Source organism: Phormidesmis sp. 146-12, from assembly GCF_052939495.1.
In genome coordinates this window covers 1-20,911 of record NZ_JBJPHS010000049.1, presented here as the reverse complement: position 1 = coordinate 20,911, position 20,911 = coordinate 1, and the positions used below count along the sequence as shown (strand labels likewise).

20 protein-coding genes are annotated in these 20,911 nt (G+C 49.9%); 9 read left to right on the top strand and 11 right to left on the bottom strand.

Annotation, left to right across the window (positions count from 1 at the left end; genetic code table 11):
• Positions 1–142: 142 nt before the first annotated feature.
• The 4 genes from psbA to purS all read right to left on the bottom strand — a co-directional run bounded on the left by psbA (position 143) and on the right by purS (position 3,743).
• The gene (gene psbA / locus ACKFKF_RS19795) at positions 143–1,225 is read right to left on the bottom strand and encodes a photosystem II q(b) protein (RefSeq protein ID WP_446869285.1); all 1,083 of its coding nucleotides are present in this window, start codon (positions 1,223–1,225) and stop codon (positions 143–145) included.
• Between the two features lie 413 nt (positions 1,226–1,638).
• A complete protein-coding gene (locus tag ACKFKF_RS19790; protein WP_446869284.1) occupies positions 1,639–2,580 on the bottom strand; it encodes a GNAT family N-acetyltransferase in 942 nt (313 codons plus the stop codon).
• Between the two features lie 146 nt (positions 2,581–2,726).
• Positions 2,727–3,422, bottom strand: coding sequence for a phosphoribosylformylglycinamidine synthase subunit PurQ (gene purQ / locus ACKFKF_RS19785; protein WP_446869283.1), 696 nt, complete (start codon positions 3,420–3,422; stop codon positions 2,727–2,729).
• Between the two features lie 33 nt (positions 3,423–3,455).
• Entirely contained in the window at positions 3,456–3,743 is a 288-nt protein-coding gene (gene purS / locus ACKFKF_RS19780; RefSeq protein ID WP_446856487.1) for a phosphoribosylformylglycinamidine synthase subunit PurS, read from the bottom strand.
• Positions 3,744–3,866: 123 nt separating this feature from the next.
• Here purS and ACKFKF_RS19775 point away from each other — a divergent pair, with 123 nt between their 5' ends.
• Entirely contained in the window at positions 3,867–4,265 is a 399-nt protein-coding gene (locus tag ACKFKF_RS19775) for a Fur family transcriptional regulator (protein WP_446869282.1), read from the top strand.
• 67 nt (positions 4,266–4,332) lie between these two features.
• Here the strand turns inward: ACKFKF_RS19775 and ACKFKF_RS19770 are convergent, their stop codons facing one another.
• From ACKFKF_RS19770 to ACKFKF_RS19755, 4 genes are all read right to left on the bottom strand, one after another.
• A complete protein-coding gene (locus ACKFKF_RS19770) occupies positions 4,333–5,280 on the bottom strand; it encodes a tetratricopeptide repeat protein (RefSeq protein ID WP_446869281.1) in 948 nt (315 codons plus the stop codon).
• A 136-nt stretch (positions 5,281–5,416) separates the two neighbouring features.
• Positions 5,417–5,725 (bottom strand): hypothetical protein, encoded by a 309-nt coding sequence (locus tag ACKFKF_RS19765; RefSeq protein ID WP_446869279.1) that lies wholly within the window; start codon positions 5,723–5,725, stop codon positions 5,417–5,419.
• 285 nt (positions 5,726–6,010) lie between these two features.
• Complete coding sequence (locus tag ACKFKF_RS19760; protein ID WP_446869278.1) at positions 6,011–6,136, bottom strand: ribbon-helix-helix protein, CopG family; 126 nt, start codon at positions 6,134–6,136, stop codon at positions 6,011–6,013.
• Between the two features lie 349 nt (positions 6,137–6,485).
• Positions 6,486–7,664, bottom strand: coding sequence for a tetratricopeptide repeat protein (locus tag ACKFKF_RS19755; protein ID WP_446869277.1), 1,179 nt, complete (start codon positions 7,662–7,664; stop codon positions 6,486–6,488).
• Between the two features lie 92 nt (positions 7,665–7,756).
• On the opposite strand from ACKFKF_RS19755, the gene rpiA reads away from it, so the two are divergent.
• Positions 7,757–8,467 carry a ribose-5-phosphate isomerase RpiA gene (gene rpiA, locus ACKFKF_RS19750; protein WP_446856482.1) on the top strand — a complete coding sequence of 237 codons (711 nt, stop codon included), beginning with the start codon at positions 7,757–7,759 and terminating at the stop codon, positions 8,465–8,467.
• Between the two features lie 106 nt (positions 8,468–8,573).
• Here rpiA and ACKFKF_RS19745 read toward each other — a convergent pair whose 3' ends face one another.
• Positions 8,574–9,167 carry a Uma2 family endonuclease gene (locus tag ACKFKF_RS19745; protein ID WP_446869276.1) on the bottom strand — a complete coding sequence of 198 codons (594 nt, stop codon included), beginning with the start codon at positions 9,165–9,167 and terminating at the stop codon, positions 8,574–8,576.
• A gap of 431 nt (positions 9,168–9,598) precedes the next feature.
• Here ACKFKF_RS19745 and ACKFKF_RS19740 point away from each other — a divergent pair, with 431 nt between their 5' ends.
• The 6 genes from ACKFKF_RS19740 to ACKFKF_RS19715 all read left to right on the top strand — a co-directional run bounded on the left by ACKFKF_RS19740 (position 9,599) and on the right by ACKFKF_RS19715 (position 15,480).
• Positions 9,599–10,780: an aldo/keto reductase gene (locus ACKFKF_RS19740; protein WP_446869275.1), complete on the top strand. Its 1,182-nt coding sequence runs from the start codon at positions 9,599–9,601 to the stop codon at positions 10,778–10,780.
• Between the two features lie 576 nt (positions 10,781–11,356).
• Positions 11,357–11,845, top strand: a complete 489-nt coding sequence (gene coaD / locus ACKFKF_RS19735) for a pantetheine-phosphate adenylyltransferase (protein WP_446856479.1) — start codon at positions 11,357–11,359, stop codon at positions 11,843–11,845.
• Positions 11,818–12,531 (top strand): hypothetical protein, encoded by a 714-nt coding sequence (locus ACKFKF_RS19730; protein WP_446869274.1) that lies wholly within the window; start codon positions 11,818–11,820, stop codon positions 12,529–12,531. Before coaD ends, ACKFKF_RS19730 begins: the two co-directional genes overlap by 28 nt.
• A gap of 178 nt (positions 12,532–12,709) precedes the next feature.
• The gene (locus tag ACKFKF_RS19725; protein ID WP_446869273.1) at positions 12,710–13,270 is read left to right on the top strand and encodes a hypothetical protein; all 561 of its coding nucleotides are present in this window, start codon (positions 12,710–12,712) and stop codon (positions 13,268–13,270) included.
• 132 nt (positions 13,271–13,402) lie between these two features.
• Positions 13,403–14,821 carry a DUF2157 domain-containing protein gene (locus ACKFKF_RS19720; RefSeq protein ID WP_446869272.1) on the top strand — a complete coding sequence of 473 codons (1,419 nt, stop codon included), beginning with the start codon at positions 13,403–13,405 and terminating at the stop codon, positions 14,819–14,821.
• A complete protein-coding gene (locus ACKFKF_RS19715; RefSeq protein ID WP_446869271.1) occupies positions 14,818–15,480 on the top strand; it encodes a GDYXXLXY domain-containing protein in 663 nt (220 codons plus the stop codon). The genes ACKFKF_RS19720 and ACKFKF_RS19715 overlap by 4 nt, the downstream gene beginning before the upstream one ends.
• Positions 15,481–15,759: 279 nt before the next feature.
• Here the strand turns inward: ACKFKF_RS19715 and ACKFKF_RS19710 are convergent, their stop codons facing one another.
• Complete coding sequence (locus ACKFKF_RS19710; protein WP_446869270.1) at positions 15,760–15,999, bottom strand: hypothetical protein; 240 nt, start codon at positions 15,997–15,999, stop codon at positions 15,760–15,762.
• A gap of 348 nt (positions 16,000–16,347) precedes the next feature.
• Positions 16,348–18,147 carry a signal peptide peptidase SppA gene (sppA, locus tag ACKFKF_RS19705; RefSeq protein WP_446869269.1) on the bottom strand — a complete coding sequence of 600 codons (1,800 nt, stop codon included), beginning with the start codon at positions 18,145–18,147 and terminating at the stop codon, positions 16,348–16,350.
• Positions 18,148–18,455: 308 nt separating this feature from the next.
• On the opposite strand from sppA, the gene ACKFKF_RS19700 reads away from it, so the two are divergent.
• Positions 18,456–20,669 (top strand): phosphoketolase family protein, encoded by a 2,214-nt coding sequence (locus ACKFKF_RS19700; RefSeq protein ID WP_446869268.1) that lies wholly within the window; start codon positions 18,456–18,458, stop codon positions 20,667–20,669.
• The last annotated feature ends 242 nt before the right edge of the window (positions 20,670–20,911 follow it).

Below are 20,911 nucleotides of genomic sequence, written 5' to 3'. Positions count from 1 at the left end.
TTTGCTTCGTTTTAGTCGGCTTCTGCCCCCTAAATCCCCCAATTCTGGGAGACTTTGAGACAAGATATTGTTCGGTTCAAATAGCAAAAGTCCCCGAAACGATGAACGATCGAGGACTTTGATAGAGATTTAACCGACTAGATTAGCCGTTGATTGCAGGAGCTTGTAGAGCAATTGGAGTTGCCTCTTCACAAGCCAGATCCAGCGGGAAGTTGTGAGCATTGCGCTCGTGCATCACTTCCATCCCCAAGTTGGCACGATTGATCATGTCAGCCCAAGTATTAATGACTCGACCCTGAGAATCGAGAACCGACTGGTTAAAGTTAAAGCCGTTCAGGTTAAATGCCATCGTGCTGACACCTAAAGCGGTAAACCAGATCCCAACGACGGGCCACGCACCCAAGAAGAAGTGCAGCGATCGCGAGTTGTTAAACGACGCATATTGGAAGATCAACCGACCAAAGTAGCCGTGAGCCGCCACAATGTTGTAGGTTTCTTCTTCTTGACCGAACTTGTAGCCCGCGTTCTGCGTTTCGTTTTCGGTGGTTTCCCGCACCAGAGAAGAGGTGACGAGTGAGCCGTGCATTGCCGAAAACAAGCTGCCACCAAACACACCCGCGACACCCAACATGTGGAAGGGGTGCATCAAAATGTTGTGTTCAGCTTGAAACACGATCATAAAGTTAAAGGTGCCAGAGATTCCCAGAGGCATTCCATCTGAGAAGCTGCCTTGACCGATCGGGTAGATCAACAAAACAGCCAGCGCAGCCGACAAAGGAGCAGAATATGCAACGCAAATCCAGGGACGCATTCCCAGACGGTAGCTGAGTTCCCATTGACGACCCATATAGCAAAAAATGCCAATCAGGAAGTGGAGAACAACCAGTTGGTAAGGGCCACCGTTGTACAGCCATTCATCCAGAGAAGCGGCTTCCCAGATGGGGTAAAAGTGCAAGCCGATCGCGTTGGAGGAAGGAACGACTGCACCCGAAATAATGTTGTTGCCAAACATCAGGGAGCCAGCTACAGGCTCACGAATGCCGTCAATATCAACGGGGGGCGCAGCGATGAATGCAATGATGAAGCAGATCGTTGCAGACAGCAAAGTGGGGATCATGAGAACCCCAAACCAGCCGACATAAATCCGGTTATCGGTGCTGGTAACCCAGTCACAAAACCGATCCCACAGATTGCCGCCGTCGCGTCTTTCTAATGTTGTGGTCATAGTGGTGATAATTGCGTGAAACGACAAAAAATATAGCCGTAACGAATGAATCGGCAAATAATTTACCTGCATTCATCTTACGGATATTTATCTTCATTTTTCTAGGGTAGTTTTGTTAATTTTCTTGAGCGATCGTGCTTGCACTTTTACGAGTTTTCAAGACTTTTCGGCACTAGTTCTTTTACAAAAGTTCATTAACAAAAATCTTGTTTCTTTATAAAAACTTAGAGAATGAATTCAGGTTGTTTCAAGCATTCCTAAGTCAAACTTTCTTAATTTATAAACATCTTTTGCAATCTAAAAGTTACAATTCCTTACATCAAAAAAGCGCTCTTGTCAGGAACGCTCAATCATTTAGACAACAGTACTAGAATCCTTCTATAGTCTGCTGCGATCGGATTATTAAACAGCTGCTAGCGCCAATCGTCTAATACAAAAACGTCTGATCGACTGTAACCAGCCTCATTTGGCTTGTGCATCACGACACCAATGATTTCAGTGCGAAAACGTCGAGCAACCATTCTGGTATAGGCTGCATCATGACTAGTATTCACTCCAGCCACGAGGCGCAACATTTTTTGAGCCGCTCCGTAGCCTTCACATCGATCGAGCAACTGTTCAAACTGTTCTCCTGCTCGTATTCCTGGGCGCACTGCCCCAAACTTGATCGAGCAGACATCACTACCCGCTTCGCTACCTGCACCACAATGACAAATTGCAAATCCTGCTAGACCTGTCTCACCCCACAGCAAAACGGTATCACCTAAATTTTGAGCATGGACGGCTAGAATCTCACGCGATAGATCTAGCCCAGAATAAATTGCATCTGTAAGTTGAAAACACTCTTTGAGACAATCAGATTGCTGCTGCGGGTCGAGTTTAGAGTAGTTCGTTGTAACTAAGTTTTGCTGACCTGCCTGAATCGGTTTCGCCATAATAAAGGTCAGAAAGCGTGGGTAAAATCCAAACTTCTGATAGAGTGCATGGTGCTTTGGGCTATTTGGAAAAGTAAACAGCCCAGCCTGTCGCGTTCCCCATTGAGCAAATTGAGCCATCACAGGTTCTATTAGACGTTGAGCAATGCCTTGATCCCAATAGTCAGGATGAACACTAAGCGGCCCAACAATACCAACGCTCCCCCAAGAAATAGCGATATTGGAGCCAGCTAGTTTCCCATCAATCTCGGCAGCAAATGCCGCTGTCGGATCAACGTTCCATCGGGATTTAATGTAGTCTGCGTCACCGCCAAAATCGGTGGGTTGAGGCAATCCAACAAATGTGCCAAAGGCAAGTCGAAAGATATGTTCAGCGGTCGATAGTTCATCTTCCTGAAGGAGCCGAATTAAGATGTTCATAACGGCGCTCTCCGTTGTTGGTGTGAAGAGTTTAGCAATAAATTCTTGCAGACCTAGAACAACGGGTTTTAATCTTTACCAAGGGCCAGCAACCTCTGCGAGGGAGAAGGTCTAACAATAGAATTTAGCCGACGATCGCTCAACTTCTAACCAACACCCGCGATCGTCAGCAATCCCTTAAACAAACGCATTCCATCGACACCGCCCAGGGCTGGGTCAGCCGATCGCTCCGGGTGAGGCATCATTCCCAACACATTACCCGATCGATTACAAATGCCCGCAATGTGGTTCAGCGATCCGTTGGGGTTGCTAACTGGATCAGATTCACCAGAGGAATTGCAGTAGCGAAACAAAACTTGCTGATTGTCTTCGAGCGCCTTGAGCGTGTCCGCATCCGCGTAATAGCTGCCTTCTCCATGCGCGATCGGCAACGTAATCACTTCTCCAGTTTGATAAGCCTGCGTCCAGGGTAAATCGGTACGCTCAACTTTTAGCGGGACGCGATCGCAGACGAAATGCAAATCTCGATTTCTCACCAGCGCCCCCGGCAACAAACCCGCCTCCGTCAGCACTTGAAACCCATTACAAATGCCCAGCACCCGTTTGCCCTGTTCTGCATGTTGAATCGTGGACTGCATCGCCGGAGAAAATCGAGCGATCGCCCCACAGCGCAAATAATCGCCATAGCTAAACCCCCCCGGAACGACCACCACATCAATATCCGAAAGATCACTTTCCTCGTGCCAAATCATGCGCGTCGGCTGATCAAGTAACCCCTGCGTCACCCAAACCACATCGCGATCGCAATTCGACCCCGGAAAAACCAAAACCCCAAATTTCATCCTTCCTCCCTCATCCCTTCCAAAATCCCTGATCTATGAACCTATGTTCAATGGTGTAGACAATTGCTTGAGATCAAACCGATAATTTTCAATAACGGGGTTGGCGAGAAGCTGATCACAGACGCGATCGAGTTGTTCACGCGCGGCCACTTCATTTTCTGCGTTCAGCGTTAGCTCAATGTACTTACCAATTCTGATTTGCTCAACATTGTCGTATCCCATGTGAGTTAAGCCCGATCGCACCGCCGTCCCCGCCGGATCTAAGACCGAAGGGCGAAGAGTAACATAGATTTGAGCTTGATATTTCTGAGTCACAGCCATGTCCTGATTGCTACAAAGACCGTCTTGAATGCTAACAGCTTTATCATTCTAAGACTGCACCACCCCAAAGCTGTGGTTCTCAATCAGAAAGCGCAGAATTTCGATTTTATTTTGGACGCACCCATGAAAGCACAACGCACCCGCAGTCAAGAACGAATCCTGGACATCTTAAAGACCTTAAACAAAGCGATTTCTGCTCAAGATCTCTATGTCGAACTGCGGAATCGAGACCTGAGCATGGGGCTGGCAACGGTATATCGTGCCCTGGAGTCACTCAAGCTAGAAGGTATGGTGCAAGTGCGAACGTTGGCTAATGGAGAAGCGCTTTATAGTCTGGTGCAAGAAGACAAACACCATCTCACCTGCGTTCAGTGTGGTAGCTCAGTGGCGATCGACCAGTGCCCCGTCCACGCTTTAGAATCTCAACTGCACGACTCTTACCAGTTCAAAATCTACTATCACATGCTGGAGTTTTTTGGTCTTTGCACCCAATGTCAGACCACAAATGCAGCTAAAGGATAAAAGGGAACGATCGATTCAGTCAGGGAATGGAAGCAGCGTAGCTCGTCAGGCAACCATCCCCCACACGCTAGTTCTTCTCGCTCTTTTCCTCTTCGCTCTTGGGAGCCGGAGCCTCAACAGCAGGACTGCCCTGAACTTGCGGAGACGCTTCAGATTGAGGAGCCACCGGAGCCGGACTGGTCGCACCAGGCATCGTCACTTTAGGAGGCGCATCACTCGCAGCCTGTTGAATCTGATCCTTATATTGAGCAGGAGCCAACGAAGCAGCCGTCTCAAACAAAGGTTTCGCCTCGTCTTTTTTGCCCTGTTCTTTTAGCACCAAAGCTTTGTAAAACACGGGCTGAAAATCTTGCTTGTTGGTTTTGATGGCTTCGTCAAAGACATTGAGAGCTTCATCAAATCGCTTCTGAGATGCAAAAACCTTACCCAACAAAACTTGAATCGCCGTCGTATCCACGCTGCCCGTTTGAGCTTTATTCGCTTGAGGCGCATTCTTTAGCGTGTCTTGTAGAAGCCCGATCGCCGCTTCTGGTCGTTTTTGCTCAATCAACAATCCGGCTAACCCTTGCAGGGCATTCAAATCGCCAGGTTTGGTATTGAGAATATTGCGGTAAGCCTGAGCAGATCCTTCGAGGTCACCCGTCTGCTGTCTTGCCTGAGCCAACAGAACGCCATATTCCGTCTGAGTTGGGTTTGCTTTAGACAGTCTTTCTAACGGATCGATCGCGCCCTTGACATCATTCAATCGCAGTTTGGCTTCTAGCAATCCTCGCAGCGCTGTTTGATTGTCAGGTTCACGCTTAAGAACTTCTTCGTACCCTCTGGCTTGCGCCTCAACGTCTGCCTTTTTGGCCTCGATCGACTGGGCTGGACTGGGAACCGCCTTTGCCTGTTGGGTCGGACTATTAAACGTCGAGGCAATGAGAGGAATAATGGACACTCCTAACAAGCCCACCGTGGCGATGATTAGCACCACATTTAGCAGCCACCGATTTTTCCGCTTTTCTTCAGCCACAAGATTGCCTCAAACTCAACAGGATACAATATAGTCCCTGAATGACTGGATCGACAGGCCACGATCGACAACTCTCAGCGCCTAAAAGCGGTCGATCGTTCACGCTTCAAAAATTACTCTTAAAGGTTGACCGAAATTAGCCTGCTGCTTGCGCCGTTCGCTGACCCGTCGGAGACGCTGCTGAAGTTTGAGGTTGAGGGGCAGGATCAACGGCCGTAAATTCAATATGGTTGAGCAGCGTTGTCACAAAGGCAAACAGCAAAAATGGCAGAGACAACACCAGCACCAATCCAACCGTAGCCAACGCATACACAGGACGACTCGCACCCATCAGAGCCATTGCTGCCGCCAAACTAATAAACAGCACGATCAGCCAAACAATAATTTGACCGTAAATATCGCCAAACGAAAGGGTACATGTAACGCGGTATTTTTCGATATTCATGAATTTTCCTCTCAACGCCTGTCTCAAAGGTTTGACCTAGAGGTTGACTTCTTGAAGTTTGTTTAGAAAGCAAGATTGGTCTGCTGCAATGCGAAAACCAACCTCAAACAAGAGGTCTCGTCTGTTCTTAGCGTAAAGGCCCCATCAGGTTTTGGGCAATTTCTCAACGTTACTGCAAGGTTCTTAATTTTTCTTTACAAATAGTTAAGCTTACCGAAATTGAGCGGAAAGCCCCTCGCCTTTGGGCATGGGGATGAATAGCGACAGCGCGGTAGCGCCAATCTCTCACGGCAAAGAACGCAGAAATTCACGTACAACGTCTGTCTTGGTTCGCTTTGACTTTTTAGCATAGCGCTCAAGCTTTTTCATTTCCTCCTCGGAGACTCTAACGTGAAGTTGTTTTTCAGTCATGCTGTGTACTCAGGTGGTACACTCATTCTAGTGGCAAGGTAATCAACCACTTAAAAAACCTGGTTGTCGAAAGACACGCTGCACCTTGACAATTAAATCTATGCGGTTCTACTGCATTGTTCTAGTTCCCTCCTCGCAGTCGGTAAAAGATTTAGAGGAGCTAGACGACCAGCCTTTTGAAGCGAATTTGCTTCAGAATTAAACAGGACTCGCACTCCTGCGAATAGGGTAGGGCATACCCGAATTAACGCTTGGGGAGAATCCCACCTCTGGGCTAGAGACTGCAAGGAATCTAGGTTAAGTGGTTTCGTTGAGCCAAGAATCCCCTCGCCTTTAGGCATGGGGAGTGTCAATTGCGCCCTTCTTCGATCCACTCCCCCATATAAGAGATGAGTAAGAAGATCAGAGCCACGCTGATCGCAGTGAGTCGAGTCGTCACTCCATTTAAGAAAATTCCATTTAGGAAAAGACTGTAGAACCCACCTAGGCTAAAAAATGTGGTGAGAGCAATGACGATCGCTCCTGGCACTTTTGTTTTGATCGCGGTTGAGAGAACGTTTTGCAGATCACGGGAGGCTTTTTCTTGATCGATCGGGTTTTTGCTAAAAAGGTATTTCCTCAACTGTCGAGTTTTGAAAAGCGTGAACAGCTTGCTGCGGGTGGCGGCGTAGAGGTCTGGTTTGAGAGAAAGTGCTTTGTCAAAGTTGGCGATCGCGCCTTCATATCGCTCCATGCTTCTCAGGGTCAGGCCTCTTTTGTGCCAGAGGGTTGAGTCGTCGGGTCGGAGTTTGAGAGCTTGGTCGTAGCTGGCGATCGCTTCGTCAAAGAGCGCCACTTTTTTTAAGGCGGCCCCTCGACTTCCCCAGACATCCGCATCCAATTTGAGTGCGAGAGATTGGTCGTAGCATTCTGCTGCTTCTTCGTAATGATTGAGCCAGTAGAGTGCGTTGCCCTGTTGACTCCAGGCGGCTGCATCCTGGGGATTGAGGCGGGTGAGTTGTTTGTAGCTGTCTAAAGCGTCTTCTCGGCGATTGAGAAACCAGAGAATGTTTGCCCGATCGCTCCAGGCTTCTTTGAGGTCTTCACAGTTAACGGCTTTGTTGTAATAGATCAGCGCTTCTTTATAACGATGCATCAGGGCGGCAAGCTTGCCTTTCTCTAACCAGGCCTGGGCGCTGTCTGGCTGAAGGATTAACGCTTGATCAAAACTGGCGATCGCGGCTTTGTACTTCGACTTCTGTGTCTGAATCTTGCCGCGACCGATCCAGGCTTCGGGGTAGTGAGGATTGAGTTCTAACGCTCGATCAAAGCTGACGAGAGCCGGATCAAGTCGGGCGATCGCGCTTAAAGCCATTCCTCGCTGATACCAGGCTTCTTCACACTCTGGATGTTGATCTAATGCCTGGTCGTAGTAAGTCAGCGCGTCTGAATAATGTTCCTCCTGAGCCGCTTGATTGCCTTTTTGCAGCAGATCGGGCAGTGATAGCGCGGTGGATTCTTCGGGTAAAAAATCTTCGTCTCGACTCATCGGCGGAACCCTCGTAAATAGTAGACTGACTGTTGCAGCTTGGAGCGTTTGGAATGCCCGCTGCTGAATTTGCTAACCAATAGGATTTGATTATGAGCGCAGAAACTGACCCCGCAAAAATTATGAAACAGCAGGTGGGAGTCGCCGCCGCCGCCAGGGTGCAGTCTGGTTCTATTGTAGGGCTGGGCACTGGGTCAACGACTGCTTATGCCATTCAAGCGTTGGGCGATCGCCTCAAGTCGGGTGACCTCAAAGATATCAAAGGGGTGCCGACCTCGTTTCAGGCGATCGTTCTCGCACGGCAATATGGAATTCCGCTGGTGTCGCTGGATGAGATTGATGGCATTGATATCGCGATCGATGGAGCGGATGAAGTTGACCCTCAGAAGAATTTGATCAAAGGGGGCGGTGCGGCTCACACTCAGGAGAAGATTGTCGATAGTTTAGCGGCTCAGTTTATTGTCGTAGTAGATGGCGGCAAACTGGTGGATCAGTTGGGTTCAACCTTTCTGTTGCCTGTGGAAGTGATTCCGATGGCGGTGACTCCGGTGATGAAAGCGATCGCTAAACTCGGTGGCAAACCCGAACTGCGGATGGGCATCAAAAAAGCCGGGCCGGTTGTCACCGATCAAGGCAATCTGGTGGTAGACGTGAAGTTCGATCGCATCGATAACCCTGCCGAACTCGAAAAAACGTTGAACAACATTCCCGGCGTTCTCGAAAACGGCTTGTTTGTCAATGTTGCCGATGTGGTGCTGATTGGCGAGATTAAGGATGGACAGCCGATCGTTCGTGAAATGTAAAACAGGGCGAGGGATGAGTTTTTATGGTCTCTCAAGCTTGGAAGCGATCTCTTCAAGTTACCTGCAAGGGGTCGTCTTCCTCAAAGGCTGGAGTAGATTCACCGATTTATTGCACCGATCGCAGCATTTGCCCAACCGAAATCACACAGTCTGGAAATGCCAGGGGTGCAATTTGGCTCTCTTCTGCCAAAGCGATCTCGGATTGATAGCCATTTTGACTGGGCGATCGATAGACGTAAAGCACTCGCTGATTCACATCTAAGATCCAATACTCTACGATTCCTGATCGGGCATAACTGGGGGCTTTTACCTCGCGATCGTATTTCAGCGTCGTGTCTGACACCTCAATTAGCCAAAAAACTTCTGAGGGAATGGGGTGATGGTTCTCGTAATAGCCTGGATCAGGGAGGACGATCGCAATATCGGGTTCTGGTTCGGAGTAATCATTTAATCGGATCGGATCTTGCAGCCTCAGCAGCACTCGATTTCTCAAACAGCTTCTCAACAATGCCTCAACCCGACTTACGGCTGCACTGTGTGCTGTCCCTTTGGCTGCCATTTTGATCAGTTGCCCCTCCAGTAACTCAACCCGCTCCTCTGGTCGAAAAATTCCAGCTTCTGCCATGCGGTGATAGTCCTGGACAGAAATGCGGCGTAGAGCGATCGCGCTATCCATAGGTCGCTTGAGCAAAAGTTTCACGGGGATGTCCCTATCTTAAGGCGGCGATGTCATCCCTGAAGGAGTTCGTTTTGCATCGTTTTGATTGAAGGGTCGATGCGATCGCGCCAACACAATAAAGGCTGCAACAAAACCTGTAAACGTCCAAGCATTTGCCGCAAACGTCTTGGCGAAACTTAGAAATGTTCAAGCCTTTGCTGTAAATGTCTCAACAAAACCTGTAAACGTCTCAACAAAACCTGTAAACGCCTCAACAAAGCCTGTAAACCTTTTAACAAAATCTGTAGAGGTCAGTGCCAACTCTGAGTTTTTGGCTTCGATCGCCGCAACCTAAATCGCCAGAATCCCACATGAACTCGTTAGGATAGTCTCTAGAGTTTTTTCCCTGCCCAATGCTGAATTAAAAACTCACAGCGCAAATCCCTTCATCCCTCATCCCTCATCCCTTTCCTATGCTCTATCGCCGCTTTGGACGCACCAATCTACAAATCCCCGTCTTCTCTTGTGGGGGAATGCGCTATCAGTACAAGTGGCAAGATGTCTCCGAGCGTGAGATTCCTGCTGATGGCCAAGAAAACTTAGAGAATACGATTCGGCGATCGCTCAATGTGGGCATCAATCACATTGAGACGGCTCGCGGCTACGGCACTTCAGAAATGCAGTTGGGCCAAATCTTGCCAAAGTTGCCTCGCGAAAAGCTAATTGTGCAAACCAAGATCGAACCCTCAGCCGACCCCAAAGCGTTTCTCAAAACCTTTGAACAATCGCTGCGCTATCTGAAGCTAGATTACGTCGATTTATTGGGATTCCACGGAGTCAATTTAGAGAGTCATTTAGACGAGTCGATCCGTCCGGGTGGCTGCCTCGAAGTGGCGCGAAAGCTTCAAGAACAGGGCAAAGTCCGGTTTGTTGGCTTCTCAACTCACGGATCAACCGATCTGATTGTGAAAACCATTCAGACCAATCAATTTGATTACGTCAATCTGCACTGGTATTACATCAACCAGCAAAACTGGGAAGCGATCGCCGCCGCCAATCAGCACGATATGGGCGTGTTTATCATCAGTCCGTCTAACAAAGGTGGCTTGCTCTATCAGCCGTCACCGCGATTATTGGATCTGTGTGCGCCATTGAGTCCGATCGTCTTCAACAATTTATTTTGCCTGAGCCATCCACAAGTTCACACGCTGAGCGTTGGGGCTGCCCGTCCCCAAGATTTTGACGAACATCTGAAAACGTTGGACTTGTTGGATCGCGCCGCTGAAATTTTGCCCCCGATTATTGAACGGTTAGAAAAGGCTGCGATCGAACGCCTGGGCGAAGACTGGCTCAACACCTGGCGAATAGGTCTCCCGACTCACGAACAAACCCCCGGCGGCTTAAATATTCCCGTGGTGCTGTGGCTGCGAAATCTGGCGATCGCCTACGACATGACCGACTACGCCAAAATGCGCTACAACCTGCTGGGTCAGGCAAATCATTGGTTTCCAGGCGTACGAGCAGAGGCGATCGATTCCTCAGCCTTAAAAGAATGCCTGTCCAACAGTCCCCACGCCGACAAAATTCCCGATCTGCTGACCGAAACTCATCAACTTTTGGCAGGTGAAGTGGTCAAGCGTCTCAGAAGCGATTGAATCGTGAAGCAGAATCTCATCCTTTCACAATCAGGCTTTAGATAAGAGGCTTTTGGGAAGAGTCTACGTTTCAAAGTCCCCCAAAAAGGGGGATTGGGGGGCAGAAGCCGTGAACAACGAAGCGAAAATCGCGATCTCTTCGAGTTACCCGCAAGGGGTCGCTTCAAGTTACCCGCAGGGGGTTGCGTTGAGTTAACCCAACGTCAGTTCGATGAGAGTGACTCGCTTCGTTTCGATCGGCTTCTGCCCCCTAAATCCCCCAAAATTGGGGGACTTTGAACGAGAGATCTTGTCCAAAAGTCCCCCAGAATTGGGGGGTTGGGGGGCAGAAGTGCTGAATAACGGAGCGGAAAAACTCCATCGAATTCACGTTAACCCATAGACGATCAGGCCCACTCCCAAGCAGATTCTCTGACCACAAATATTCTTTCCAAACATCAAAACGGATTGCAGATTTGTGAGATCCAGGTATGCTGATCTGAGTGCATTTGCTCAATAGAAAGCCTTCCTCAAATCATTCGATTCTGTTCGCCCTTCTGCTTCTACAATTTCTGTTAATTCATCAAAATTTTTTCTGTGATTGCCATTTATCCTGGTAGCTTTGATCCCATCACCCTTGGGCACCTCGACATCATCACACGGGGGACTCGGCTGTGCGATCGCGTGATTGTGGCAGTCCTGCGAAACCCCAACAAAGTGCCTTTATTTACCGTCCAACAACGGATGGAGCAGATTAGCCATGCCACCCGTCATCTTGATAACGTAGAAGTAGATAGTTTTGAAGGGCTAACGGTGACCTATGCCCAGATGCGAGGCGCTACTGCTCTCCTACGAGGGTTGCGCGCCGTCTCAGACTTTGAAATGGAGTTGCAGATGGCGCATACTAACAAAACCCTGTTTGACCAAATCGAGACCATATTTCTGGCCACCTCGAATGAGTACAGCTTTCTCAGTAGTAGCGTGGTCAAAGAAGTTGCCAAATTTGGCGGCCCGATCGACCATCTCGTTCCCCAACATGTCGCTCTAGATATTTACCAATGCTACGCCAAGAATCATCCAGCATAAGTCCCGATAACTCTGCAAACGGAGCTTCTCAAGGTCGAGCCGCTTACGCAGAGGGCGCACGAGTGGGCAACCTCGACATTCAGCAAGAACTCAATCGGCTGGAGGAGATGATTCTCGACAGTCCTCGCTTGCTATGGAGTCGGCGCACCCTTGTCGATGAAGATCAGTTTCTCGATCAGCTTGATTTGGTGCGGTTGAGCCTGCCAGAAGCGTTTCACGAAGCTGAGGAGATTGTTCGCCAAAAAGACGAGATTCTCATTCAGGCAGAGCAGTATGCCCAAGACATGATCGAGGCGGCCGAGCGGCGAGCGGCTCAGATTCTAAACGAGACGGGGATCATTCGTCAGGCAGAGTTAGAGGCTCAACAAATTCGTGTTCAGGTGCAAGAAGAGTGTGAAGTCATCCAACAGCAAACCCTTGCTGAAATTGAGCATAAGCGTCGTCAGGCTCAACAAGATTTAGACGAGTTGCGGCGGCTGGCGATCGAAGAATGTGAAGACATTCAAAATGGTGCTGACCAATACGCCGATAAAGTACTTCGCGATATGGAAGCTCAGATGGCAGAGATGACGCGCATCATTCGCAACGGTCGCCAACAATTGCAGATCAATCAACCCGAAGCGCAGCGTGCCAAAGAGAGCGGAGTGAGTCGAGCGGGGCAAAAGGGGAGCGATCGTAAGAGCTAAAATATTCAAAACTTCTGATTCTTTTTCAGCATGGTTAAAGCCTCAGTGAATTGGACTCCGCCGTAAAGTCAGCCGAACATGCAGCGTTTTTGCAACGATCATCTCAGCGCTAATTCGCAGACTTGAACGAGTCATCCGGGACGGTTAACAATCAATCTGCGAAGAAAAGACGTGAATTATGTCCCGACGAAGACTTTCACTGAGCTTGAGTTTGTCGATCGCCCTCAATTTTCTCTTCTGGACTCTGCTGACTCTGTACTATTGGTTTCCTGGCTACGAATTAAGAGGTCGCTATAGTGGGCTGATCCTCTTGTTGCTGACGTTGGCAGCTTCGCTGTGGGCCGTCTTGCAAACCGTCACTTCGTCTAAGTCTCGCGCTTTGAGGGCGATCGTGCTCATTCCTTCAGCGCTGTCAATTCCTCTACTGGCATTCTTGACCCTGTGGCTTTTATTCGTTTTACAGTTTCGAGAACCCTGCTTGACGGTTTCTACTTCGCCCAGCGGTCGGCACTCTGTCACGGTTGAAAGCTGGTGTTTTCCATTAGATGGCGGCTGCCACACTTACGTCTATCTCAATCAAGCCATTTTTAGCAAAGAAATTAAGGGAATCTATACCAGCGAACGGGTTTGTCAGCTTAAAGATGCGACGATCGTCCAATGGAGCGCCGACGAATCCAGGATCGATCTGTCAAATAGTTTGATCAAGCAAACGATCGAATTGCCATCCAGTCGATCGTAGAAAAACCTCTGGCGATTGCCGCAATTACGAAGGTTCGATCGCCAATTAAATAGGTGGCATAAATCAGTAGTTTCGCCCATTGACTTGTGAGAATTTGGGAGTACGCCACATTTACCCACAGGAGCGTATCTCATGCCCTCCGAGAATTTTCGCCGTCAGCTTCGTCAAGAAGTGCAAACCTGGCAAACTGACGGCTTGATCAATCCGACACAACTTCAGCAATTGTCCGATCGCTATCAGCTCGATCGCCTCGACCTCCAGGACAAAAATCGCTTTACTCGCATCCTTATCGGCTTGGGCTGCATTTTAATTGGTCTGGGCGTGATCACCTTTGTCGCCGCAAATTGGCAAGATATCCCGCGCGGGGCCAGAGTTGCGATGTTGTTGTCACTGTTTGTCAGCATCAATTTTGCGGGATTTTGGCTCTGGAAAGGTTCGCGTGACCAATGGCAAAGTCGGCTTGGTGAAGGCTTTTTGCTGCTGGGATCGCTCGTTTTGGGCGCAAACATGGCCCTGATGGCTCAAATGTTTCACATCGGCGGGTCACCTCACGAACTTTTTCTCACCTGGGGAATTGGCGTTTTGCTGATGGCCTATAGTCTGCGGCTGACTTCGCTAGGCGGGTTGGCGATCATGCTGATTGGGATTGGCTACTGGTGGGGCTGGTGGCAGGCGAGTCGGACAGATGAATTTTCGGTCTTGAATCTAATCATCTATCAAATGCCCTTAGTCGCTGGGTTAATGTATCTGCCGTTAGCGTACTGGTGTCGATCGCGCGTCCTGTTTCTCTTTACGGCGATCGCAGTCGGGTCTTCTCTGTCCAATGCGATTTCTACCAATGCTTTGCAGTCTGGGCTGGGATTGGCGATGGTGGCCATTTTGCCTGCCGCTTTGCTCTGGGGCTATGACGATAGTTTGTGGAATGACCTTTTGCGGCGATCATCCTCCCGGATTAGCCGACCGTTTCAGAAGCTGGCGCGCGGGGTTGCCGTTTTGCTTTTGGGTAGTTTGCTCTATTGGCTGTCCTTTAAGGGTGCGTGGAGTCTGACGCATTCGACCTCACCCAATTTTGAGCTTCCAGAATGGCGATCGCTGCCCAGCATTTTGATTTTGACGGTGCTGATGGTGGTGGAATGGGTCTATCTGGTGCGATCAGGCAGAACGCGATCGGGCAGGCTTCGCGTCAATTTGAACACGGTGATTGTGGGCAGCTTTTTAGTAATCTTGGGGCTGTTGATCTACTGGGACACAGAAATCAGCCAGATTCAAATTCTCGCCACCTTTGTCTCAAACGTGCTGCTGGCAATGTTGGGAATTGGCACGATTCGCGAAAGTCTGGGAACGGGCGATCGTCGCCTTTTCTGGTTTGGCATCGTTCTGTTAGCCCTGCAAATTTACAGCCGTCTACTTGAATATCAGACAGGCTTGCTGCTCAAATCGCTGGTGTTTGTTCTCTGTGGAGTGGGCATTATCGCCGCCGGACTCTGGTTTGAGCGCTACGTGAGAACGATCGCCCCCTCTCCCCAAATTCTCCCAGAGGAATCACTATGAACCCCACATCTGAAAATATAACCCCTGCAAATCCAACCCCTGCAAACCCAACCGTCGAGACAGCGCACCCCCTTCCTCAATGGCGATTTTGGCTACCATTGGTGCTGCAAACGGTCTTAATCGCGTCGGTGCCAGCCCAGGCAGTCTACACCCACCTCACCGGAAGAACGGCTGTTCTGCAAACGGCTCCTGTCGATCCCTACGATTTGATGCGCGGCTACTCGGTCACCCTTAACTACGACATTTCGCGAACCGACAATCTCAAGTCACTCCCCGGCTGGAAGTCTCTGCCCAAAAACAGCAACTATTCTAGGACTCAAGACTATTTAGCTGAAGACACGATCGTTTATGTGACTTTGCAAGCCCCGGCTGACAATTCCGCTAACCGCCCCAAGCCCTGGAAACCTGTCGCTGTGAGTGGCGATCGTCCTGCTAATCTTAAGCCCAACCAGATCGCGCTCAAAGGGCGAAGTCAGTATGGCTCGCTTCAATTTGGGCTAGAAACCTACTACATGCCAGAAAGCCGACGCGATGAGGTTAACGACAATATTCAGCAAAATCAGCACAAAAATCCCGGCGTTGTTGAGGTGAAGATTGATGCTCAAGGCAATGCGGTGCCGCTGACAATTTGGGTGGGCGATCGTCGTTACAGTTTTTAGCGTGAATTTGGTCGAGTTTTTTCACGTTAACGTGAATTCGATGAAATCCTTCGCTGCGGTGATCGCTCCGGGCAGCCCCCTAAATCCCCCACGAGTGAGGGACTTTGAGCAAAAAATCCCGGCCGGAAGTCCCCCAGATTGGGGGGTTGGGGGGCGAAAGTGCTGAATCACGAAGCGAAAAAACACCATCGAATTCACGTTAAGTCTGTCTCAAAAACAAAGACGCGGAGAAGTCGATCGACCTACCCGCGTCCTAAATCGTTGAATGAAAACTTGAATCTACCCTTGTCGTTTGTGTTGCCAAGCTGCGCCGACAGCAGCCCCAGCCCCAGCAACTAACCCCGTTGCCATGCCTTCGATCGTTTTAACAGTAGGGCTTTGGGTCAAACACTGATTCGTCACGACATTAGCTTGCATACATTGATTGCTTTCTGCCCAACTTGCTGTTCCTCCGACGATCACGCCCGTAGCACTACAGAGCAAGACGAACAGGAGAAAGCGCTGATTTTTTATACCCATAGACTGATGACAACAACACTAAAGAGAAGTACACCCTACTCTACCCAAATCCCGGACGAGTACGATCGCGCTTCTATGAATTTTTAGTGTTGAATCACGCCAAACTCTAGTCTTTCAGAAACAGAAAACAACGTCTGCCTTCCTGAGTTTAGAGAAGCTTTTCCATCTTTCTTAACGTGAATTGGATGAGTTTTTTGCTTCGTTCTTCAGCGCTTCTGCCCCCCAACCCCCCAAAAATGGGGGACTTTAAGACAAGATTTTGGGTTCAAAGTCTCTCACTCGTGGGGGATTTAGGGGGCTGCCTAGATTCACAACCGCAGCGAAAGATTTCATCGAATTCACGTTTTCTTAATCAATGCGAACGTCAAAAGGTAAGCGTACATACACGCCTCTCGGATCGTTCATCTTGTTGAGCGAAGTCAAGTCACCCTGAAGCTGGTTAAATTGTTGAGAGAACGGACTTTTGGCAGTAGTCTTAGCCTCAAGACTCGCCCCAAACAGCCGTTGCAAAATGCGTTCCTCAAACGTGCTGGATTTGGGATATTCCTCGATCTGCCAGTCGTCGCCTAATTTGGCTCGTTTTGCAGCGTCCTTGATAGCATCGTCGAGTCCGCCCAGTTCATCGACCAGACCTAGCGACTTTGCCTGAATGCCTGACCAGACGCGACCTTGAGCAATCTCTGCCACTTTATTTTTTTGCAGCTTGCGCGAGTCAGAAACTTTTGTCAGGAATTGGTCATAAATTTTGTTGACCGATCGCTGTACCAACTGCAATTCTTCTGGGCTTTTGGGACGAGTGATTGTTTGACTATCTGCAAAGCGTCCAGTTTTGACAACATCCCACGTCAGTCCGTTTTGATTCGCGATTTTCTGAATGTTGGGCTGCAACCCAAACACGCCGATCGACCCTGTGATCGTATTCGCCTCCGCAAAGATGCGATCGCCGTAAGTCGCAATCCAGTAGCCCCCAGAGGCCGCCACGCTGCCCATTGAGACAACCAGCGGTTTTACCTTTTTGGTCAAAATGACTTCTCGCTGAATAATCTCTGAAGCGGTCGCGCTGCCCCCCGGACTGTTAACACGCAGCACCACGGCTTTTACATCGTCGTCTTGCCTCAGTTGGCGCAATTGTCGAGCCAGACGATCGCCGCCCACATCTCCGCTGCCGCCTTGACCGTTGACGATATCCCCTTCAGCGTAAATAATTGCAATCTGATTTTTGCCACCTCGCTTTTGCACGGCCTCTTCGGCAACTCTGGCGTAGGTTCTCAAACTGATTTGTCGGAAAGATTTATTTTCGTCGTCTTCGCCCGTAATTTTTTTGAGTTCTGATACCATTTCGTCAGAATAAGCCACCTTGTCTGCCAGCTTGGATTTAAGCGCTTCGTCGGCGGTGAGCGTGCCTTTACTGTCGGCGATCGCCTGCATTTGCTGCACGGTCATTTTGCGATCTTTACTGGTGGTGGTTAGAAATTCGCCCCACAGATCGCCCAGCAGTTTTTGGGTTTGCTCTCGGTTGGCCTGACTGCGCTTGGTTAACAGAAACGGTTCGACCGCCGACTTATATTTGCCGACCCGCGTCACTTGCACGCCCACCCCATATTTTTGCAACGCTCCCGCAAAAAACATGCTTTCTGAGCTAAGACCGTTGATCTCCATTTGCCCGATCGGGTTCACCGCCAGCGTGTTGGCCACCGAGGCTAGATAATATTCTCGCTCTGCCCAATCCACATCGTAGGCATAGATTTTTTTACCCGCCGCCTTAAATCGCTCCAGCGCCTCACGCACTTCTTTGAGTGTGGCAAACCCAGAACTGCTGGCCCCGCTTCCCCCGTGTAAAAAGAGGGCAACAATGCGTTTGTCTCGAGTCGCCTCGTCGATCGTATCCAGCACCGTTTTTAACGTAATACTCTCACTTTCATCTCCAGCCAGCGCTTCGTTGAGAACTTCGCGAGTGCTGGAATTGGGCTTAGAGTCCGTAATCGTCTGAGACAAGTCAAACACCAAAACTGACTTATCTTTAACCCGTGGCTCCGGGTCTCTAGACGCTGTAGCAATGACCAAAAGCAGCAGGCCGCCAAAGCTAAGACCCATAAAGATCAGAATGCCAAGCAGGGTCGCAAAAGTGTGTTTGAGAAAGTCACGCATAGGGGGAGGGAGAAGAGGGGAGGGAGAAGAGGGGAGAGAGGAGGGAGGAGCTAGGAGTGTGAAGTTAGTTCTTAGCAAGCCCCAAAAGGTGGAAGCGATCGTTACTCCATGCTAATCGCTATTCTCAAAGTTCTGGTGACTAAACTCTCAACTACCCAACTCAAACGCTCAATCACACCTTTCATCCCTCTTCCCTCCTCCCTCATCCCTTTTTCTAATCCCTTCCATCAGCGACACGATTTCTTTTTTGCACACCCCTCTATGTAGTATGAGTAAGAGTTAACTCACTCATCACAGGTATCTGAAGCATGACCGCAGTCACCCCAAACCCTCAGTCAACCGCTCCCTTCTTTTGTGAAGGCATTCAGTATTTTGGTGAAGCGCTCCCTGGTTTTGAAACGCACGGTAAAGCTGCGGCGATCGTATCCGGCAAAGGGGCGATCGCTGACCCCACTGATCCGACTGCGGCTTATCAAACGTTGTTAGCGGCGGATGCGTTGCGCTATTTGATTTTGCAAGTGACGGCGAGCAAGGCATCGGGGCACCCTGGCGGATTTGCAAGTCAGGTCGAGGCGTACGCAGCCCTGGTCATGCTTGGCTACAAAAATATCATGACCGAAGTGGGCCACCATGCTCCCGGTTTCTACAGTGCGATGTTTTTGGATCGATCGCTTGAAGATATGGGCATTCAAACCGTACAGCAGTTGCGCGATCGCTTTCGAGAAAAGCACGGGCTGTTAGGACATTTGTCGGGCTTTATTCCAGGCATTTTGGCCCCGGCCGGCCCGTTGGGTCAGGGTCAACACTTTGCGATGGCGGCGGCTCTGTTGCATCGTGACAAGCTATTTCCCTTTACGGTGGGCGATGGGGGATTGGGCGAGCCGTATATCGTCAGCGCGATGGCGCATTTTCACACGGCTTATCCGACGGTGACCAATTTCTTGCCCGTTTTGGTGTGGAATGGTTTTTCGCAAGAGCATCACAGTATGGTTTCGACCAAATCCAACGAGGAAATGCTGACTTACTGGCGCGGCAATGGGTTTGAAGAGGTAGTTCTAATTGACGCAAAGGACTATGACGATCGCAATCAGCCCGGAGCCTATGTAGACAGTACGGCGTTTTCGTTCGATCGCCGATTGGAATTCACCCAGGCAGTTTTGGTAGCCACCGATCGCGCAGCAAAATCGGCTCTCGGCGGCAAGCTCACCGTTCTGATTATTAAACAACTCAAAGGTGCGGGCGTTCATGCTAGAGGCGCAAAATCCCATAACCTGTATGCTCAACATACGTTAGAGAATGCCGACATTATTTCGGCGCTCAAAGCTCGGGCCCTCTCACCCGCCGCCTGGGATATTGTGCGAACCAACTGCGAACGATCGGGGGGCGGGCCAGCCAGCAAAACGGTCGTCACCGAATCGATCTTACCGTTGCCAGATTTGGGACAACTGCCGCTCGAAGAATTCGCAACTGGAGACTCCAAAGTTTCGACGACAGCAATGGGCTTGTTAGTGGGAGCGGTGGGACAGCGCGATCGTGCGTTTGTCGTCACGAATGCGGATGGTAATGAAGCGTCTGGAATCGCCAACATCAACCAGGCTTTACGAATCATTCACCCTGTCGAAGATGCGCTGTATAACCAGGCTCCCAAAGGACAGGTTTATGAACCATTGAGTGAAGATGCCTGTGCGGGATTGGCGGCCGGTTTGGCACTGATGGGGGGGCGATCGCTCTGGTGTTCGTATGAATCGTTTGCGATCAATGGCGTTCCGATTTGGCAAACGGTGACCCAGGCGATGGCCGAATTGCGCCGTCCGACTCCTTCGACAATTACGCTATTCACGGCTGGGGCCCTCGAACAAGGTCGTAATGGTTGGACTCACCAACGTCCTGAAATCGAAGCCTATTTTGCCAGCATGATGCGAAATGGCAATGTGTTTCCGCTGTTTCCACCGGATGCTAATAGTATTCAGGTGTGCTATGAGTGGGCGCTGTCTACCCAAAATAAGGGCGTTGTGATTACGGCGAGTAAGTCTCCGTTGCCGATTCGCACGACCTTTGAGCAGGCGCGTCAGGCTTTGAAAGAGGGCGCGATCGTCCTTCACGAAACGCCAAATGCGGGTAAAAAAGTCGTGTTTGCGGCGATCGGCGATATGACGCTGCTGCCTGTTTTAGAAGCCGCTTCTCAGCTAGAGGCACAAGGACTGTCGGTGCGAGTCGTTTCGATCGTCAATCCTCGTCGGCTGTACCGTTCTCACGATGTCGCGTGGGATCTGTGTTCTCAACCAGATGGCGAATTTTTGGATGACGCTAAGTTTGAGGCGATGTTTGGTGGAGACGCGCTGATTGGGGTGACGGGAGGCGCAAGTGGAATGCTAGAACCTTTGATGTTGCGGAGTTCTGCCAATCGTGACACCTTTGCTTGGAAGCGGGGCGAAACGACTGCCAGTGCCGGGGAATTGATGGCTGTGAATGGCATTACCGCTGATGCTTTGACCAAACGCGCCCTGGCCCTCGTCCAGTAGTCGGTGAAGGGGAGCCATTTGAAGCAGTTGTAATAAGCAGAACGGGTTCGATCAGCCGTATTAGATTCAGCCCTTCTGCTCCAACTTCAAAAATGACGGGTGGCGCGTTCCCTATTTGAGACCCGTTGAGCAAGTTAACGTGAATTCGATGAAATCTCTCGCTGTGGCAATCACTCCAGGCAGCCCCCTAAGTGCCTATCCGAAAACTTGAATTGCCCTGACGACAATACAAGCACAGGATA

Coding starts and splice junctions, on each gene's coding strand:
- psbA (WP_446869285.1), bottom strand. CDS start 1,225: ATGACCACAACATTAGAAAGACGCGACGGCGGCAATCTGTGGGATCGG.
- ACKFKF_RS19790 (WP_446869284.1), bottom strand. CDS start 2,580: ATGAACATCTTAATTCGGCTCCTTCAGGAAGATGAACTATCGACCGCT.
- purQ (WP_446869283.1), bottom strand. CDS start 3,422: ATGAAATTTGGGGTTTTGGTTTTTCCGGGGTCGAATTGCGATCGCGAT.
- purS (WP_446856487.1), bottom strand. CDS start 3,743: ATGGCTGTGACTCAGAAATATCAAGCTCAAATCTATGTTACTCTTCGC.
- ACKFKF_RS19775 (WP_446869282.1), top strand. CDS start 3,867: ATGAAAGCACAACGCACCCGCAGTCAAGAACGAATCCTGGACATCTTA.
- ACKFKF_RS19765 (WP_446869279.1), bottom strand. CDS start 5,725: ATGAATATCGAAAAATACCGCGTTACATGTACCCTTTCGTTTGGCGAT.
- ACKFKF_RS19760 (WP_446869278.1), bottom strand. CDS start 6,136: ATGACTGAAAAACAACTTCACGTTAGAGTCTCCGAGGAGGAAATGAAA.
- ACKFKF_RS19755 (WP_446869277.1), bottom strand. CDS start 7,664: ATGAGTCGAGACGAAGATTTTTTACCCGAAGAATCCACCGCGCTATCA.
- rpiA (WP_446856482.1), top strand. CDS start 7,757: ATGAGCGCAGAAACTGACCCCGCAAAAATTATGAAACAGCAGGTGGGA.
- ACKFKF_RS19740 (WP_446869275.1), top strand. CDS start 9,599: ATGCTCTATCGCCGCTTTGGACGCACCAATCTACAAATCCCCGTCTTC.
- ACKFKF_RS19730 (WP_446869274.1), top strand. CDS start 11,818: ATGCTACGCCAAGAATCATCCAGCATAAGTCCCGATAACTCTGCAAAC.
- ACKFKF_RS19725 (WP_446869273.1), top strand. CDS start 12,710: ATGTCCCGACGAAGACTTTCACTGAGCTTGAGTTTGTCGATCGCCCTC.
- ACKFKF_RS19720 (WP_446869272.1), top strand. CDS start 13,403: ATGCCCTCCGAGAATTTTCGCCGTCAGCTTCGTCAAGAAGTGCAAACC.
- ACKFKF_RS19715 (WP_446869271.1), top strand. CDS start 14,818: ATGAACCCCACATCTGAAAATATAACCCCTGCAAATCCAACCCCTGCA.
- ACKFKF_RS19710 (WP_446869270.1), bottom strand. CDS start 15,999: ATGGGTATAAAAAATCAGCGCTTTCTCCTGTTCGTCTTGCTCTGTAGT.
- sppA (WP_446869269.1), bottom strand. CDS start 18,147: ATGCGTGACTTTCTCAAACACACTTTTGCGACCCTGCTTGGCATTCTG.
- ACKFKF_RS19700 (WP_446869268.1), top strand. CDS start 18,456: ATGACCGCAGTCACCCCAAACCCTCAGTCAACCGCTCCCTTCTTTTGT.